Genomic DNA, 17110 nt, shown 5'->3' on the forward strand with positions numbered 1-17110 from the left:
GCTGTCTCGTCGAGCTGAGGTCGGCCGAGGGCCGACGGCGGCAATCTGGAGCGCCAGAATCGCTGCTTTTTGCGCGTGTGTCCATCACTATCGATAAGAGGTAATTATCGATAGTTATGGACATGGAGTACGAGATATCGGAGTGAAACAAATATATTGCCATTTAAATTGGTTTTTATAGATTTAGAGGCGTGAATTCAAAGTACTATGATATCTCGCCAGCTGAGCGAAATGCCCTGGTTTCGGACTGTGCCGTGGCCGCCGAGGCCGCGGCGATCGCGCTCTCCCGCTGCGACGAGCGCCTGGCCCGGGCCACGCCCGATCTGGCCGAAGGCGTGCGTCAGCGCGGCCACGCCTTCGAGGCCCAGGCCCTGATCGCGCTCGCCGGCGGCCTCTGCCCGCTCGAGGATCTGATCCTGCACGACGCCGGCATGGATGTGCGCAGCCCGACCCGTGAGATCACCCGCGCTGCCGCCATGCTTGACGAGCGCCGGCGCCTGGCGCGGCGCGAGCCGACCGGGATTCTGAGCCCCGATGCCGTGCGGGGGCGGCTCGGGCTCACGCAACCGCGGCGACCGGAAGGGAGCGGGCGATCTGGGGCCGCGCTGGTCTCCACGGATAGGATCTCAGCGCCATGGGAGGAGAGCTATCGCGGTGAAGACGATGATGATCGGATCGGCGAGGACCAGGAGCTGGAGGATGATACCGATCCCGCCACTGACCCGGCCTTCGCCGAGATCGACGCCTTACTGGCGCGCACCCGCAACAAACTCGACAGCTGGAACGACTTGTCCTCCGACGCGGGCCGAAAGAGCCTGACCCTGCGCGATCCTGCCTATGACGGCGCCGGGCGCTGCCAGCGTTGGCTCGCCGTCCTGGAGGAGGGGAGGGGGCTGCCGGCGACGCTCGCGGCCGCGCTCGCCCTCGATGCCTGGCTGGCGCTCGAGCCGTCGGAACGGGCCGGCGAGCTCGGCTTTGCTCTGGCGGCGATCGTGTTGCGTCAACGGGGTCTGGCTCAGGCGCATCTGCCGACCCTCGGGCTCGGCTTGAGGCTAGGACGCTTCCGCTGGGGGCCGCACCAGGCGCTCAGTGTCCGGGTCGGTGGGTTGCTCGGCGCGCTGACGGAGGCGGCTGCCTTCGTTCAGGCGGATTGCGATCGGCTGTCACTGGCGCGGGAATTGATGCTGCGGAAGTGTGAAAATCGAAGGGGGAATTCGAAGCTGGCAGAGCTCATCGTGCTGTTCGTGTCGTCGCCGCTCGTCACCGTGCAACTGGCCGCAGCGAGGCTAAAAGTGACGCCGCAGGCGGTCGAGGCGATGCTGAAAGAGCTCGGCGCCAGCCTGCCGCGCGAGCTCACCGGCCGGAAACGCTATCGGGCCTGGGGGATCGTCTAGGCTTGTGCCGATCGGCGCGATCCGCAGGGGCGCGGCGGCAGGCGATCCCATCCTTGGTCGAGCCTGCAATGGCTATCTTGCGATCCGGATCGGCAGCGAGGCTCGGCCGGATTGCTGGTGGCTTCGCGCTGGAGTCCGCTGCGAAGCGATCGCCTCGTTAAGCCGACAACCGGGCAGTGTCCTATCCCAGCGACGGCTTGCTAAACCCCTCCGACGCATGGGGGGCGGGGAGGACAAATCCGGGCCTGGCGCTCACCGGAACGCTCACCCCGTGGTGCAGCTTCATCGACCGGACAAACCGATCCCAGGCATGAGCCGGCTCCACGTCATGGAAGCAATCGAGACACTGGATTCCCGTCGCGACCTGGTCGGGGCCGGTTTTGTGGACATCCACGCCCCGCCGGGTGAACCGACCGATACAGCAGCCGGTCTCGTCGTTGACCCAGACGCTGCGTCCATCCCAGATGATTTCGTGCTTCGAGCTCACACTGATCATGCTCCAGCGGTGCAGGCGCTGTTGGCGGGGAGCCCGCTCTCATCCGCAGTGACAGTGCTTAAGGTAGATTTGGATCTCGGCCAATTCGGGTGCTTCGGCGGCTGCTCAAATTCAGGAGGAAACCGTGAGCTAGAGACTGAAGCGCGTCCGGCAATGCGCGAAATGCCCCTGGAAGGTTTCGACCGACCGCACGACATCCCTCATGGCTACAGCGAAGACCAACATCGCACGCTCGCGGCCACCATCGCGAGCCCGGGATGCCTCGTCGGGACCGGCAGAGCCATGGCTTGCCACGAACATCCGCCGGGCGATGAGGCTCACTGTGTCGGTTGGTTGATGAACCAGCTTGGTCCGGGCAACAACATCCCGCTGCGGCTGCAGGTGCGGGACTGCGAGAATATCGGCGCGGTTGTGCTTGACGGCCCGCAACACGAGTGTTTCGAGGACACGCTTCCTATCCCGGCCGATGAAGGCGGCTGAACCGCGACCTCGAGCAAATCGACGCTTCGATTGGCCGAATGGATCCCCGTCCCAATCTACGCCAATTCTGTCGAAGGCAAGAGCGACATGCTGCTCATCTGGTCTCGACCCCGGTCCCACCACAATGCAGGGCCTTTCGGCGCCCCTTGCCTCGGCGACACCCGACCGTCGCATCACCGGCTCGGCAACTGCCCGCCGTTGGTGAATCGATCCAAGACGTCGGGCTCTTCCTCTTCCCCTTGGAAGCGCGGGCCCTCGGACTCAAATTGGAGCAGGGAGATCTCCTGATCGTATCGATCGGAGCGAAAGCACATTTCATGCACCGGCTCAGGAAACCACACGCCCGCGGTCTGCATCGTTCCCGTGAGAGCACTGTCCGAGTAATCGCCGCGAGCGGCGAAGGCCTGGGCGGGCAGCTCGAACACGGTGTTCTTCGTACGGATGAACCGTCCTGACTTCAGCGCACGGTCACTCGGTTTTGCCCAATGGGCAAAACCCTCGTTCGAGACGACCACCATGGCCCGCGTTTCCGTGTATTCGAGCCAGCGCAGGATCGCGGCGGTCATGGAGACGCCATAGCGCTTCGCGAGGCGCCCGAGGATGTCGAAATCGACGCGAGCGTTGGCAGGGTGCTGCCGACGGAAGTCGTGAAGCGGCATCAACAGTGCCGCCGCGAACTCGTCCGCCTCCTGTTCGATACCGGATCCACCGCGGCGGACCACAGCGTTCTCATCGCAATAGATGCCGCCGTCGAAGCGCCCGTCCTCCTCGATCAGCTGCCGATGGAGAATGTAGTGGGCGAACTCATGTCCGACCGTGAAGGAGCGGCGGCCGTTGGACTGGCCGACATGGTACATGATCGCCCATTGGCGCGGTCGCGCCTCGCCATAGACCAGGGCGCCGACGCAACCGGAGATGTCGCGCTCGACGACCTCATGGATAGGGCTTTGCGGCGCAATCTTCCGTGAATATTCCAGCGCGAGCCCGACCATGTCGACCGGCGCGCGATCAAAACGGTCCGCTCCGAGGACCAGGTCCAGCATCTGGGTGATGCGAGCCGCCTCTTTCAGCGGCCGGAGGCGGCTTGGCTCGTTCATTTACGCGGCTTGGTATCGAGGATGCGAGCCATCTCTCGGATCTGGCGGCGGGTCTCCTCCGGCAAGCCGCTATATTGCCGGAAGAAGGCGGTATCCTCTGCGTCACTCAGGGTCTGGGTGTCGGCGCCGATCAGATAGTCGACGGTGACCCCAGGGCACTCGCAATCGAGGATAGCTTCTCGGCAGACGGTCTAGGGGGATTCTTGTTTTCGAGCTCCCAAATGTAGCTCTTCGAGGACGCGGTTTCCTGGGCGAGCTGATCGAGCGTCAGGCCTTTCTGAGTTCGTAACTTCTTGATCCGCTCACCAAATTTCATAACCGGCCCTTCCAAAATCGTACCTCCGACGCCTGTTCGGAGTAGCGATAGTCTACGACCCTTGACAGGCGCATTCAAGCTTCCCATCTTGTTCGGAGTAGACGGACAGAGACTCGTATCATCCCGAACATCGCGCGGGCGGTGACGAGATGCACAGCACAGATGCAATCCGAGCCGCCACGGAGATCGATATGAACATGCAGCTTGCGCCGACCGGTCTCAATCCGTTCGACGATCCTCTCGACCGCATCCTCGCGGAGATCGCGCTCAGCATTCAGCTGCCGCCTTCGCTGCACGACAAGGCGAAATCGCGCTACGACGCCGTGCGACGCCACCTCGAAGGCACGGCAGCCTTCTTCGACCAGATCGAGCATTTCTATCCGCAGGGCTCCATGGCGATCGACGCCACGATCTCGACGCGTGGCACGGACGACGAATACGATCTGGATATCGTCTCACAGCTGGGCGGGCGTTTTCGCGGGATGACGCCGCTTCAGATCCTGATAGAGCTGGAAACGGCCCTCGCCGACTATCCCGTCCAGAAGGTGTTGCGGCAGACGCGCTGTGTCACCCTCTACTATGCTGACAAGATGCACCTCGATGTGACGCCTTCGCTGCGCGTCATTGGCACGCTCGATCGCGAGAGCCTGATCACCCACGCCAAGGGGCCGCATCGCTCCGCCGACGATAGGTTCGTCGACATGAATGCCTATGGCTTTGCGCAATGGTATGCGAGCAAGACGCCGCTCGAGCCGCGCATGGCGCGCGAATTCCACCGTCGGTGGCTCGACCATGCCGGCCTTGCCGCTCGTGCGGACGCCGAGGTCGATGACGTGCCGGATCAGTGCCACTTCATCGTCAAGAACACCGCGACGCTTGCCCTTCAGCTCCTCAAGCGGTTCCGCAATATCCGCTACGCGGCCGACAGCGGGCGCATCCCGCCGTCGGTGATGCTCTCCTACTATGCCGGGCTCGCCGCGCAGCCGAACATGTCGCTCAGCGCCATGCTCGCGCGCATCGCCAGCTGGATCATCCGCGAAATCGAACAGGCTTCGCTCTACGGTCGTCGTCTGCATGTCGCCAACCCGGTCTGCGAGGATGATATCTTCACGGATCGGTGGCCTGAATCGATCGCGCAGCAGAACGAGTTCGCCGACCATCTGCGCGACCTCGTCCGCTCGCTCGACGCGATGCGCAAGGGCGAAATCTTCCCCAACACCATGATGGAGATGCTGCGCAGCGACTTCGGCGACCGCGTCGTCACCCGCGCCGCCGATCAGATCGCAATTGAAATCGGCGGGGACATTCAGCAATCGCGCCAGCTCTATACGCGGCGTGGCGGCGTGCTGTTGCCGAGCGCCGCGGCCGTCGCCGCGCCGCTGGTCGTGCCGTCTGTCGCGGCCGCGCGGCCGCACACATTCTTCGGCCGCAAGATCTGATGAACACGCTGATCCTTTCCATCGACGCGCAGGTTGCCGCAATGAAGGCGACCTGGCCGCTGTTCGCCGCGCGTCGGATAGACCGCCGCGCGCAGCAGGCACGATGGGTGGGGAGCGTGAGGCCGCAATATGCGAGCTACTCCCTGGAAATCCGCTACGAGCTCGGCTCATGTCCCGAGGCGCGCGTGCTCGCCCCCGAGCTGGTCCGGCTGCCGGGAAACGTCGAGGGTCAGTTGCCTCATGTCTACCCGCCGGCCGAGGATCCGACCCTTTGCCTGTTCGATCCGCGCGAGCAGGAATGGACGGCAGCGATGACCATCGCAAGCACGACAGTACCTTGGGCTCTCGATTGGCTTGTTTGCTACGAACTCTGGCTCATGACCGGGCGCTGGACCGGGGGGGCCGGCACCCGGAACCCCCGCCACCCGAAGCGATGGAGACGACGCGATGAACTACATTCCGCCGCGCCGATCGGACGGCACGATCCAGCATGCGCGCGTGAAGCAGCCGTGGCCACAGGGTCGCCCGTTCCGCATCCTGTCGATCGACGGTGGCGGCATTCGGGGAGTTTTCCCGGCCGCCGTGCTGGCGGAACTCGAGTGCCGCTTCCTGCGCGGTGCCTCGATTGCCAATCATTTCGATATGATCGCCGGCACTTCGACAGGCGGCATCATCGCGCTCGCTCTTGCGCACGGCATGACAGCGCGGCAGGCGCTGGACATCTATCTCGAACGCGGCGAGCGCATCTTCCCGCCGGCGGCTGGCTTCAGCGGGATCGCAAGGGCGCTGCGCTGGCTGTTCAAGCCGAAGCATAACCAGGCCGTTCTCAAGGATGAGCTGCTCAGGATCTTCGGCGACAAGGTGCTCGACGATGCCGTCACGCGCCTGGTGATCCCGAGCTTCGAAGGACGTCACGGCGAGCCGTTCCTCTACAAGACGCCCCACCACCCGGACTACCAGAAGGATCGCCACAAGAGATTCGCGCATGTGGCGCTTCACACGACCGCGGCTCCCTCCTACTACCCGGGCGTCGAGGATGATGGCTACGTGATGATCGATGGCGGCATCTGGGCCAACAACCCCGTCATGAATGCGCTGGTCGATGCTCTCGCCTGCTTCGACATCGCCCGTGACGACGTGCGCATCCTGAGCCTGGGCACGGGGCAGGCCACCTTCAACGTGGATGAACGGGCGCGCAACGGCGGCATCAAGGATTGGGCATTCCTGCGTTCGTTCAATGCGGCCGCCCGTGCACAGTCGCACAACGCCCTCGGCCAAGCCTATCTGCTGGTGGGCAAGAACAATGTTTCGCGCATCGATGTGCCAGAAAGCGACGCGCCGATCGCGATGGATGACGTGCAACGGTCGGTCCGGGAACTGCCGATGGTGGCACGCAGTCTCGTCGAAGGAGCCGGGCATCACATCGAGCGCGTGTTTCTCGACGGCGCCGTCGAGAAATTCATCCGCTGCCCGATGGCCTGAGCTTCGAGTGGCCCGGGCTGGCTATCGAGCTGTCAGCAAGCGGCACGCAAGCTCACGCTCGCCCCAGCGCGTTGAGAAGGTATCGGAGATATCGAACCAGGTCCCGTCGCTGCCGGTGCCATGGTTGGCTCCCATGCAGGAGCACTGGCATTCGTGTCCGACGGCTTCCCGACAGGCTCGCGCGCAGATCTCCTGCTCGCGATAGGGCTGGATGATATAGACCTTGCCGTAGCGCCGCAGGGCTCGATCAACGAAGTCGTTGAACCACGATTTAGGGAGCTCCCAGTAGGACTCGTCGCCGCCGAACCATTCGGGTGGCGTCCGCCGTGCGTTCTGAAGCCATTGCCGATTGTCGTCCGCGAATGGCAGCCGCACTCGTAGCTTCTCGCCACGTCCGTCGCGACGGAGAATGACCGGCACCTGCTTCTGCTTCCAGACGTAGCGAAGACCGGGCTGATCCATCTGCCGATAAGCCCTCAGGTGGCCGGCGCTATCGATTTGCTGCCGCGATCGAGGATCGTCGCGACTTCATGCAGGACGCTTGCCGAATTCGTCGCACCGTCTGCCGCGGAGTCAATCATCGCACGATAGCCAACTCAAAATCGTCGATGATCCCGGCCATCTCCTCGCGGCGCTCCATCATCGGCCGCACATCGCTGACGCCCAGCTTTGAGAGCGCGCGATCATAAACGGCAATGTTGGCTTCTCCGTTTAGCCGCGACTCGTAGATGATGCCGTCCGGCCGCGCATCATTGAGCCAAAAGGCGCGCGACCACTGCTGGCCAAGGCGATGGTCGCGCGCCCGCGCGGCGTCGGTCGGCATGCGCATCTGAACGAGACCATCGCCGCGCAGATCGACGAGATAAAGGTCCGTCGTCACCACGACCTCGGCGCAGGCGTAGCGCTCGAGCTCGCCCATCTCGAACGGAATGAGCCCCGACATTCCAACGCCGGCATCGCGCAGGATCGCTTCGGCGAAGCACACTTTCATGCTGCTACCGAAATAGACCACGCCGAAGCGATCCACTACAGCCGATCCGGCCTCCGGGGCGCTGAATCGGCTCGATCCATACCCGAAGCCGAGAGCATCCGGGTGCCGGCTCTCATAAAGCCGATACCACGGGCGCCCGGGGCCGAGCGTCGTGAGCTTGAGCCTGCGCGATGCGAAGTCGAGCGGTGGCAGATCGTGCGGTGCAGCAGTCAGGAGAAGTCACCCCTGCCGGTCGCCTTGGCGACCTCAACCGCTTCATCGACCCGGCCGGCCCGCACCGCAGCAAGGCCCGTGCTTCCGTCGAGCTCGCGATGGGCCTGCACCAGGAACCGGTACACGGCCCACGGATGGTCACCCACCGCCTGGAAAAGCTTCGGCAAGTCCGCAAGCAATCGGCCGCTGTCGTCGAGCTGCCAGCGAGGGAAACGCAGACCGCGCTTTGGTCCTTCAAGGCCAAGGACCTCATGCCGCTTGCGCTTTCGATTGACCGTCTCGCGGGTAGCTCCGATCTCCTCGGCGAACTGATCGGCTGACAGCATCTGCGGATCCTTCAGGATCTCGGCGACGCGCTGTGCGCCGCGAGCTGCCGCGCTGGCGAGCGCCCGATCGAGCGCGTCGCCTGTGGCCGGCGCAGCATCTTCGACCTGGACCTCAGGCGCCATCCCCGTCGATTTTAAGGTGACGGTCATCCGGACCGGCTTGCCGGTATCCTCGAACCGTTTGATCGCCTTGGCATAGGCAGACAGCACGCGCTTGGTGCGCGGGATGCTTGTCTCGGTGAACAGCGGCTCCAGCGAGGTGGCGAGGCCGACCGTCAGGTACTTTCCGCTGCGCTCGCTTCTCCTGCTGGCGGCGCTGCCCTTCTTGCGTGTTGCTGGCATGGTGCACCTCCTGACCCGAAATATGGAGACACCCGTCACGTTCGTCAACTTCGTCAGATGCAGGCGAGGGCGAATTGCGCGAGCGGATCGCACGCATGGAAGGTGTAGGGGTCCGTGTCGTTTCTTGCTCATTGTATCGTGGGCAGCCGGTCGAGATAGCCAGTGTCGGCTAAAGTGGCTTCAAGTTGGAGATCCGGTGACGTACCGCTTTGTTCATGCTGCCGATATCCATCTCGACTCACCGCTGCGCTCCCTCGCGCTGCGCAATCCCGAGTGTGATTCAGCACCGAAGCTTCAACGCGATTTGACACACGAGTCGAGCGAGACCACGCAAATCTATCTTCATGCTCACATCGCACTTAAAGAGGCAGCATTGGCAAGAGTCACGCCGATGAGCGGGCAAGGCGGCATCCGCTTTGAGCCAGACGACAAATTGCAGGCATTCTTGAACGGGCTCTGATCGCTCAACGTCGGCTCCGGGGCGCCGATAGGTCGGGTGTCGAGCGCTTCGTGGACAAATAGTCGTGAGGTCACTGGACTCCCTCAAATATGTCGATTAGTCTCGACATATGGAAAATGAACAAGTCATCCTCGCCCTGGCGGCGCTGGCGCAGAGCACGCGCCTCGATGTCTTCCGCTTGCTGGTGACTGCGGAGCCGGAGGGTCTGCCCGCCGGTGAGGTCGCGCGCCGTCTCGAGGTTCCCCACAACACGATGTCGTCGCACTTGAGCATTCTCAGCCGGGCAGGACTCGTTCGTTCGGAGCGCTTCAGCCGCTCGATCGTCTACCGGGCCGATCTCGACGCGCTTCGATCGGCCATCGCCTTCCTCCTCAAGGATTGCTGCGGCGGCCGCCAGGAGATCTGCGCGCCGCTCCTGGCCGAGCTCGCTCCCTGCTGTCCACCGAAGGTCACGACCGATGCCTGATCGCGTCCACAACGTGCTGTTCCTCTGCACGCATAACTCCGCCCGGTCGATCATGGCTGAGGCCTTGCTCAACCATCTCGGGGAAGGGCGTTTCCGAGCCTTTTCCGCCGGCAGCGAGGGCGGTCCCGGGCCGAAGCCGATGGCGCTCAAGGTGCTGGATGCCGAAGGCATCCCGACCGAGGGCCTCTCGTCGAAGACCTGGGATGTCTTCGCGAAGCCCGGCGCGCCCGACATGGATCTCGTGATCACCGTCTGCGATCAGGCGGCGGGCGAGGCCTGCCCACTTTGGCCGGGTCAGCCGATCACGGCGCATTGGGGCATCGAGGACCCGTCCAACGTCCAGGGCAGCGAGATCGAGCGCGAGCGGGCCTTCGTGACGGCGCTGCGCTATCTCAGGAACCGGATCAACGTCCTCTTGTCGCTACCCGTTGCGAGCCTCGACGAGATGGCCTTGGCGCAGCAGGTCCGGCGGATCGGCGGCCTCGAGGGCGCGAGCGGCGGTCGCCCGGAGGTCGCGTGATGGACGTGATCATCTATCAAAACCCGGCCTGCGGGACGTCCCGGAACACCCTCGGCCTGATCCGCAATGCGGGCGTCGAGCCGCACGTCATCGAATACCTGAAGACGCCGCCGATCCAGGCGCTGCTTAAACAGCTTCTCGACCGTGCCGGCCTGGCCGTCCGAGACATCCTGCGCGAGAAGGGAACGCCCTTCGCCGAACTCGGCCTCGGCGACCAGAGCCTAACGGATGAAGCCCTGCTCGACGCGATCGAGGCCCATCCCATCCTGATCAACCGCCCGCTGGTCGTTTCGCCCAAGGGCGTGAAGCTGTGCCGGCCGTCCGAGGCTGTTCTCTCCCTACTGCCGCCGCAGCGCGGGGAGTTCCGCAAGGAGGATGGCGAGCTCGTCGTCGATGCCTCCGGTCGCCCTGCCGCTCTCGCCTGAGGTCACTATGTCCACCTTCGAACGCTACCTGACCATCTGGGTCGCGCTGTGCATTGTCGTCGGCATCGCGCTCGGCCACGTCATGCCGGGCGTGTTCCAGGCCATCGGCGCGGCCGAGGTCGCCAAGGTCAACCTTCCCGTTGCGGTCCTGATCTGGATGATGGTCATCCCGATGCTGCTGAAGATCGACTTCGCGGCGCTCGGGCAGGTTGGCCGGCATTGGCGCGGGATCGGCGTCACCCTCTTCATCAATTGGGCCGTGAAGCCGTTCTCGATGGCGGCGCTCGGCTGGTTCTTCATCGCCTGGCTGTTCCGGCCATGGCTCCCGGCCGACCAGGTCAACAGCTACATCGCCGGGCTCATCATCCTGGCCGCGGCGCCCTGCACGGCGATGGTCTTCGTCTGGTCCAACCTGACGAAGGGCGAGCCGCATTTCACGCTCAGCCAGGTCGCGCTCAACGACGCGATCATGGTCGTCGCCTTCGCGCCGATCGTCGGCCTGCTACTGGGATTGTCGGCGATCATGGTGCCATGGGGAACGCTCGTCCTCTCGGTCGTCCTCTACATCGTCATTCCGGTGATCGTCGCGCAACTCGTTCGTAGCCGCCTTCTGGCGAAGGGCGGACAGGCTGCGCTCGACAGGCTGCTCGGTCGCCTCGGGCCGGTTTCGCTCGTTGCCCTGCTTGCCACCCTCGTCCTGCTCTTCGGCTTCCAGGGCGAGCAGATCCTCGCCCAACCGATGGTGATCGCGCTGCTGGCGGTGCCGATCCTGATCCAGGTCTACCTGAACGCCGGGCTGGCCTACCTGCTGAACCGGATCGCCGGCGAGCAGCATTGCGTCGCGGGGCCGTCCGCGCTGATCGGCGCCTCGAACTTCTTCGAGCTCGCTGTCGCCGCGGCGATCAGCCTGTTCGGTTTCAACTCCGGAGCCGCGCTCGCCACGGTCGTCGGCGTCCTGATCGAGGTGCCGGTCATGCTCACCGTCGTCTGGATCGTGAACCGGTCGAAGGGTTGGTACGAGCGCGGCGGCAAGGCGGCCGCAATTCCGGTCGGAGAATAATTCGATGTTCATGGAAATATAGCTTGACGCTGCCTTTGGCTGACCGCATTGTATTTCCATGAACGTCGAAGAAGCAGCGAAGCAGCTTGAGGCTCTCGGGAATCCAACCCGGTTGGAGCTCTACCGGACGCTCGTCCGGGCGGGTCACGGTGGCCTGCCCGTCAATCAGGTGCAGGAGCGTCTTGGGATCCCGGCCTCGACCTTGTCACACCACCTTCAGCGGCTGATCCGTAACGGCCTCGTCTCGCAGGAGCGTCAAGCCACCACGCTGATCTGCCGTGCTGTCTACCCTGCCATGGATGCCCTTCTCGGCTTCCTCGGCGACGAATGCTGCATCGAAGAGGGTTACTCTCGAGCGCCGGAAAAGGCCGCCTGACAAGCCCTTTTTATTTGCCGAATAATTCTATCATTCTAGAAACAGTGGAAAACAGAATGACCGAGCTTCCCGTCGCCGTCATCGGAGCTGGGCCAGTCGGGCTCGCTGCGGCGGCAAACCTCATCGAACGCGGCATCACGGTGAAGGTCTATGAGGCAGGCCGCGAGGCGGGGGCGAATATTCGCGCCTGGGTCATGTCAGCCTGTTCTCTCCGTGGGAGTTCAACATCTCGCCCGCGGCCCGCGACCTGCTCGCCAATGCCGGGTGGAAGGAACCGGACGGGCAGGCCTACCCGACCGGGGCCGAGCTGGTGGATAGCTATCTCGCCCCGCTGGCCGCCACGCCGTCGCTCGCCTCCGTGATCGAATACGGCGCCCGTATCGCCGCGATCGGACGCCACGGCATCGACAAGGTGGTCAGCCGCGATCGAGAGCAGCGTTCTTTCGTGCTCACTGTCGTCGGGGATGATGGGGCAACGCGGCGCGACCAGGCACGAGCGATCATCGATGCATCGGGAACCTGGACATCGCCCAACCCGATCGGCGCCGGTGGACTCGCGGTGGATGGCGAGGAGGCGCACCAGGATCGCATCGCCTACGGGATACCTGATGTATCGAGCCGCGATCGATCGACCTATGCCGGGCGGGCGACGCTCGTCATCGGTGCGGGCCACTCGGCGGCGAACGTCCTACTTGATCTCGAAGAGCTTGCGGTCGCCGAGCCCGGCACCAAGGCAATCTGGGCTACGCGCGGACGTGATCTGTCCCGGGTGTTTGGCGGCGGAGCGAATGATCAGCTTGCCGCGCGTGGCGAGCTCGGGCAGCGCCTGCACCGCCTCGTCGCGGAAGGCCGCATCGAACTGATCTCGGGCTTCGGGGCCACCGGAGTTCGTGAGGACGGCACCCACCTGTTCGTAGACGGGGAGGTCGACGGTGTTGGCCGGACGATTGGACCGGTCGATCGCATAGTAGGCTGCACGGGTCAGCGGCCGGATTTCTCGCTGACCCGGGAGCTACGGGTCGAGTTCGATCCCTGGCTGGAAAGCGCCAAGGCGCTCGGCCCGCTGATCGATCCGAACCTGCATTCCTGCGGCTCGGTGCCGCCACATGGTCACCGCGAGCTGTCGCACCCGGAGTCGGGGTTCTACACCGTCGGAATCAAGAGCTATGGGCGGGCGCCGACTTTCCTGATGCTGACCGGCTATGAGCAAGTTCGGTCGATCGCAGCCGCGATCGCTGGCGATCTGGCTGCAGCCGATGACGTGAAACTCGTTCTGCCGGAGACCGGCGTGTGCAAGGCGGCGCCTTCGGGCGATTGCTGTGGCGGGCCGGCTCCCGCCCAGGCCAATGCCTGCTGTGTGGCGGATGCCGAGGCGAAGGCTGAAGGGCAGCCCGGCTGCGGCTGCGGACCGGCGAAGCAGCCCGAACCGGCGACGTCCTCCTGCTGCGGCAAGGCAGCGTGACCGAGCGGAACCGGCTGACGGTCATCTCGGCCCTGGGCGTGGTGCAGATCCTCGCCTGGGGTTCCTCCTATTATCTCCCTGCCGTCCTTGCCGCACCGATCGCGAACGACACGGGCTGGCCGTTGTCCTGGGTCGTCGGCGCGCTGTCGATCGGGTTGCTCACCGCCGGGGTCGTCGCGCCCTACATCGGTCGCGCCATCGGCGAGACGGGCGGACGACCGGTTCTGGCGACGGCGGCCATCCTCCTCGCCGCGGGGCAATTCATCCTGGGCATGGCCCCGAACTTGCCGGTCTTCGTATTTGGATGGATCGTGCTCGGAGCTGGGATGGCCGCGGGTCTCTACGATGCGGCGTTCTCGACGCTCGGGCGTCTTTATGGCGGTACCGCTCGGTCAGCGATCACGATGCTGACGCTGTGGGGTGGTTTCGCCAGCACCGTGTGCTGGCCATTGTCGGCCTACCTCGTCGCTCATTTTGGATGGCGAGGCACCTGCTTCGCGTACGCAGCCATCCAGCTCTTGATCTCCCTCCCGGTCGTCCTTATGGCCCTTCCGAAGGCTCCACCGGAGCTTCTTAGGGCGAAGGTTGGAGGCGGTGGTCCAACAACTGAGCTGCTTCCGTCGGAGAGCCGTGCGTTCCGGCTTCTCTCCGGGATCATGATCATCGGAGGCGCCATCGGCGCGATCGTCGGCGTCCACTTGCTGACGCTGCTCCAGGCACAGGGGATCGGCCTGGCAGCGGCCGTGGCCCTCGGAGCTCTTGTTGGGCCGGCCCAGGTCGGTGGCCGCATCGTCGAAATGGCAGGCGGAGGCCGCCACCATCCGATCTGGACGATGAGCGCGGCCCTCGGCTTGATTGCTCTGGGACTTGCGATGCTGGCGCTCGGGGTTGGCCCGATCGCCCTGGCTCTGATCCTCTACGGTGCGGGGAATGGCGTCTTCTCGATCGCGAAGGGCACATTGCCGCTCGCTCAATTCGGATCCCAACGTTATGCGCCTCTCGTCGGAAAGCTCGCGCGGCCGAGCCTCATCGCGCAGGCGCTGGCGCCGACGTTGGGCGCCCTGCTGCTTGAAAAGGTTGGGTCGAGCGCGACCTACGCTGCCCTCATCCTACTGGTGACGATCAATGTCGTGCTCGGCGGATGTTTGTGGAATGCCAGCAACCGGAGATGATAAACGTCGCACTCATTCTAGGATTGCGAGCTTGGATGCTCCCGTCCTGTTGGAGTCCAGCGTGCTCGCAACACGGCACTTGATGTGCGCATGAGTGTGCATATATTGTGCGGGAATGGTAGCGGAGTTTAACCATGGCACATGCTGAGAGACTTGGTCCGGCGATTGTGTCGGGCTTTATGCAGAAGCTGCAGGAACCGAAGACCCCCTATATTTCTCCAGGGCGCTTCTCGAAGGTGCTGGGCATCCAGGTTTCCAGCCTGGCAAAAATGACAGGCGTTCATCGGAACACGCTTCGCAAGCCAAGCTCGGAGAGGCTTCAAGGTCGGTTTCGCGAGATGGCAAAGGTCATAACGGCCGCAGCTGAACTCGCAGGCGATCTCGACAAGGCGATTTATTGGTTCATGAATGAACCGATTTCCGACTACGATCATAAAACGGCTGCGGAACTGGTCGCCGAAGGTCATAGCGAAGCTGTATTGAGGTATCTGCAAGCCCTCGAAATCGGAGCGAGCGGATGAAGCTTGTCCGGCTTGGACCGGACGAGGTCTTCCATCGCTATCTGACGCCAAAGTGGGCATTCGTGCCGACCAGCGGAGCTGGCGCAGCTATGGTCGGCGGCCGCTTCAATCGAATTGGTGTCGAGGCGCTTTATCTTTCGCGCGCGCCGCAGACTGCTCTGGAGGAATATCGCCAGGGTTCGTCATTGACCCGACCCGCGACGCTTGCTGCATACATGATCGACCTTCAACAAGTCGTCGATTTCTCCGCCGGCTATGATCCGAATGTCTGGGCAGCGGCCTGGGCGTCATGGGACTGTGACTGGCGGAAAATCTACAACATCCTAGGCAAGATCCCGCCATCCTGGCCGCTTGCAGATGCTGCGATTTCCGCGGGCTATGGGGGGATCTTGTTCCCGTCACTCCGGCATCCGGGTGGAACCAATCTGGTCGTTTTCGGCGCAAACCTGAGCGCTTCTGATTCCGTCGCAGTCCACGATCCAGACGAGAGCCTTCCCAAAGATCAATCCTCCTGGTCCAAGGCCTGACGTTCAAGCGATGATGCGAGCACGCCGGTGAAAAGCCAAACGGCACAGGATCGTCCCTTGCTCAGGCCAGGGCGGTAACGAGGCAGCCAGCGACGGCTCTCGTTGGCGTCTCGTGCGACGAACGGGAGTGGGACGAGACCGCGCCCGCTGCCGCGATGCCAATCCACAAGACGTCAAGCGTCATCACGGCTCCTTCAGCGCGCGACGAGCAGGATGAGCATCGCGGTGCCGAGCGCGATGCGATACCAAGCAAACGGCGCGAAGCCGTGGCGCGAGACGAAGATGACGAGCGTCCGAACAACCAGCAGGCCCGCGATGAACGCAGCTGCGAATCCGATCGTGATGACCAAAATTCCGCTCCCCTCAAGGCTCATGCGGTTCTTGTAAAGGTCGAAGATCGTTGCCCCGAACATGGTCGGGATCGCGAGAAAGAATGAGAACTCCGCCGCCGTCGGGCGATCCACCCCGAGAAGACGTGCGCCCATGATTGTGGCGCCCGAGCGCGACACGCCCGGGATCATGGCGAGGGTCTGAAACAGGCCGATCTTGAACGCGGTGCCGTAGCTGATCCTCTCAAGCGCAGGGCTGACCGCCTCATCTGCCACGATGATCCGCTCAATCGCGAGGATGGCGAATCCTCCAAGAAGAAGGCTGACAGCCACGACCCATGGGGAGAACAGTACCGTCTTGATAAAGCCGTGTGTGAGAGCGCCGACCGCGGCAGCTGGAAGGAAACCGATCAGGACGATGAGCGCAAAATGCCGTGCCCGCCGCTCGGAAGGCAGCCCACTGATCATCTCAAGCAGCCGCCTCCTATAGATCCAGCAGACCGCCAAGATCGCTCCGAGTTGGATGGCAATCTCGAAGACCCGACCGGGCGGACCATGAAACTCGAGCAGATCGACGAGGAGGATCAGGTGACCGGTAGAGGACACCGGGATGAACTCGGTCAAGCCTTCTACAAGGCCTAAAAGGGCGGCAAGCACAAAGGTGGACATCACAGAAGGCCCTCGATACCGAACGGCGCCGCGCTGAAGCGCTGGAGAAGGTCACGCATCATCGCGACTTGCCCGTTGCACCGCATTAGGCTCGTCATCACCGTCCTTCGAAACTTGACCGTGCTCACCGGCATGGGGGCCATGTCGCGGATGATGCAGGGTACGTGCTCATCCGTCGCTGCGTAAAAGACCTGTTTGTCCAGCTTTTGGCAGCGCGCGGCGCGCAGGAGCCGCAAGTGGTGGCTGACAAGCGTAGGCGAGATGCCGACACGCCGAGCGATGTCTCCCACGCATTGCGGGTCATCCAGACATGCGACCATGATGTGAAGTCGGTTCCCGTTGCCGAGCACGCGAAAGATCTCGGCGAGATCAGCGGTCTGTTCTCTCACTAGAGCTGGCATAACGTCCCAGACGTTGAGCATCCCTTCATCAAGGTTTCATGCTTTCGTCAAAGACCGACGATGACGTAGCTGCCATCATGACGCTCCATTCAAGCTTCATGATGGTGCAAAGCCGGGGTCGATTGGAAGATGTAGGCGATTTGATC

The 17110-nt window shown here is 63.5% G+C and carries 19 protein-coding genes and 3 pseudogenes; 15 read left to right on the forward strand and 7 right to left on the reverse strand.

The genetic code is table 11. The features are described 5' to 3' along the window. Positions 1-254 precede the first annotated feature (254 nt). Positions 255-1394 (forward strand): RHE_PE00001 family protein, encoded by a 1140-nt coding sequence (locus CE453_RS00200; protein ID WP_089172777.1) that lies wholly within the window; start codon positions 255-257, stop codon positions 1392-1394. 310 nt (positions 1395-1704) lie between these two features. Continuing rightward, positions 1705-2370: a hypothetical protein gene (locus tag CE453_RS28340; RefSeq protein WP_157732848.1), complete on the forward strand. Its 666-nt coding sequence runs from the start codon at positions 1705-1707 to the stop codon at positions 2368-2370. 173 nt (positions 2371-2543) lie between these two features. Here the strand turns inward: CE453_RS28340 and CE453_RS00215 are convergent, their stop codons facing one another. Together CE453_RS00215 and CE453_RS00220 are read right to left on the reverse strand one after the other, a co-directional pair. Then, positions 2544-3467 (reverse strand): ImmA/IrrE family metallo-endopeptidase, encoded by a 924-nt coding sequence (locus CE453_RS00215; protein WP_089172780.1) that lies wholly within the window; start codon positions 3465-3467, stop codon positions 2544-2546. Beyond that, positions 3464-3783, reverse strand: a pseudogene (locus CE453_RS00220) (helix-turn-helix domain-containing protein). The gene CE453_RS00215 and the pseudogene CE453_RS00220 overlap by 4 nt, the downstream one beginning before the upstream one ends. Positions 3784-3974: 191 nt before the next feature. Here CE453_RS00220 and CE453_RS00225 point away from each other — a divergent pair. From CE453_RS00225 to CE453_RS00235, 3 genes and pseudogenes are all read left to right on the forward strand, one after another. After that, on the forward strand, positions 3975-5222 hold the full coding sequence (locus CE453_RS00225; RefSeq protein ID WP_089172901.1) for a nucleotidyltransferase domain-containing protein: 1248 nt from the start codon (positions 3975-3977) through the stop codon (positions 5220-5222). Positions 5223-5263: 41 nt separating this feature from the next. Then, positions 5264-5563 (forward strand): annotated as a pseudogene (locus CE453_RS29555) (type II CBASS E2 protein); the annotation flags it as partial. A gap of 106 nt (positions 5564-5669) precedes the next feature. After that, complete coding sequence (locus CE453_RS00235) at positions 5670-6704, forward strand: CBASS cGAMP-activated phospholipase (RefSeq protein WP_089172781.1); 1035 nt, start codon at positions 5670-5672, stop codon at positions 6702-6704. Between the two features lie 21 nt (positions 6705-6725). On the opposite strand, the gene CE453_RS00240 is transcribed toward CE453_RS00235, so the two are convergent. From CE453_RS00240 to CE453_RS00250, 3 genes are all read right to left on the reverse strand, one after another. Continuing rightward, complete coding sequence (locus CE453_RS00240; RefSeq protein ID WP_089172782.1) at positions 6726-7166, reverse strand: hypothetical protein; 441 nt, start codon at positions 7164-7166, stop codon at positions 6726-6728. A 115-nt stretch (positions 7167-7281) separates the two neighbouring features. Continuing rightward, on the reverse strand, positions 7282-7731 hold the full coding sequence (locus CE453_RS00245; protein WP_349236615.1) for an RES family NAD+ phosphorylase: 450 nt from the start codon (positions 7729-7731) through the stop codon (positions 7282-7284). 173 nt (positions 7732-7904) lie between these two features. Continuing rightward, positions 7905-8615, reverse strand: a complete 711-nt coding sequence (locus tag CE453_RS00250; protein WP_248307709.1) for a hypothetical protein — start codon at positions 8613-8615, stop codon at positions 7905-7907. 157 nt (positions 8616-8772) lie between these two features. Between CE453_RS00250 and CE453_RS29520 the strand changes: the two genes are divergently transcribed. From CE453_RS29520 to CE453_RS00295, 10 genes and pseudogenes are all read left to right on the forward strand, one after another. Further along, on the forward strand, positions 8773-9036 hold the full coding sequence (locus tag CE453_RS29520; RefSeq protein ID WP_157732849.1) for a hypothetical protein: 264 nt from the start codon (positions 8773-8775) through the stop codon (positions 9034-9036). Between the two features lie 109 nt (positions 9037-9145). Beyond that, positions 9146-9502 (forward strand): ArsR/SmtB family transcription factor, encoded by a 357-nt coding sequence (locus tag CE453_RS00255; RefSeq protein WP_089172785.1) that lies wholly within the window; start codon positions 9146-9148, stop codon positions 9500-9502. Beyond that, complete coding sequence (locus tag CE453_RS00260) at positions 9495-10022, forward strand: arsenate reductase ArsC (RefSeq protein WP_089172786.1); 528 nt, start codon at positions 9495-9497, stop codon at positions 10020-10022. Before CE453_RS00255 ends, CE453_RS00260 begins: the two co-directional genes overlap by 8 nt. Further along, positions 10022-10447 (forward strand): arsenate reductase (glutaredoxin), encoded by a 426-nt coding sequence (arsC, locus tag CE453_RS00265; RefSeq protein WP_089172787.1) that lies wholly within the window; start codon positions 10022-10024, stop codon positions 10445-10447. Before CE453_RS00260 ends, arsC begins: the two co-directional genes overlap by 1 nt. A 7-nt stretch (positions 10448-10454) precedes the next feature. Next, entirely contained in the window at positions 10455-11507 is a 1053-nt protein-coding gene (gene arsB / locus CE453_RS00270; protein ID WP_089172902.1) for an ACR3 family arsenite efflux transporter, read from the forward strand. Positions 11508-11565: 58 nt separating this feature from the next. Continuing rightward, positions 11566-11883, forward strand: a complete 318-nt coding sequence (locus tag CE453_RS00275) for an ArsR/SmtB family transcription factor (RefSeq protein WP_089172788.1) — start codon at positions 11566-11568, stop codon at positions 11881-11883. A gap of 56 nt (positions 11884-11939) precedes the next feature. After that, positions 11940-13345, forward strand: a pseudogene (locus CE453_RS00280) (NAD(P)-binding domain-containing protein). Beyond that, a complete protein-coding gene (locus CE453_RS00285; protein WP_318652272.1) occupies positions 13342-14517 on the forward strand; it encodes an MFS transporter in 1176 nt (391 codons plus the stop codon). Before CE453_RS00280 ends, CE453_RS00285 begins: the two are co-directional and overlap by 4 nt. A gap of 134 nt (positions 14518-14651) precedes the next feature. Continuing rightward, the gene (locus CE453_RS00290; protein ID WP_089172790.1) at positions 14652-15038 is read left to right on the forward strand and encodes an antitoxin Xre/MbcA/ParS toxin-binding domain-containing protein; all 387 of its coding nucleotides are present in this window, start codon (positions 14652-14654) and stop codon (positions 15036-15038) included. Next, positions 15035-15565 (forward strand): RES family NAD+ phosphorylase, encoded by a 531-nt coding sequence (locus CE453_RS00295; RefSeq protein WP_089172791.1) that lies wholly within the window; start codon positions 15035-15037, stop codon positions 15563-15565. The genes CE453_RS00290 and CE453_RS00295 overlap by 4 nt, the downstream gene beginning before the upstream one ends. A gap of 194 nt (positions 15566-15759) precedes the next feature. Here CE453_RS00295 and CE453_RS00300 read toward each other — a convergent pair whose 3' ends face one another. Together CE453_RS00300 and CE453_RS00305 are read right to left on the reverse strand one after the other, a co-directional pair. Then, positions 15760-16563 carry an undecaprenyl-diphosphate phosphatase gene (locus tag CE453_RS00300; RefSeq protein ID WP_089172792.1) on the reverse strand — a complete coding sequence of 268 codons (804 nt, stop codon included), beginning with the start codon at positions 16561-16563 and terminating at the stop codon, positions 15760-15762. Beyond that, positions 16563-16985 (reverse strand): ArsR/SmtB family transcription factor, encoded by a 423-nt coding sequence (locus CE453_RS00305; protein ID WP_198302109.1) that lies wholly within the window; start codon positions 16983-16985, stop codon positions 16563-16565. Before CE453_RS00305 ends, CE453_RS00300 begins: the two co-directional genes overlap by 1 nt. Positions 16986-17110: the final 125 nt, after the last annotated feature.

This window comes from Bosea sp. AS-1, from assembly GCF_002220095.1.
Lineage (GTDB): Bacteria > Pseudomonadota > Alphaproteobacteria > Rhizobiales > Beijerinckiaceae > Allobosea.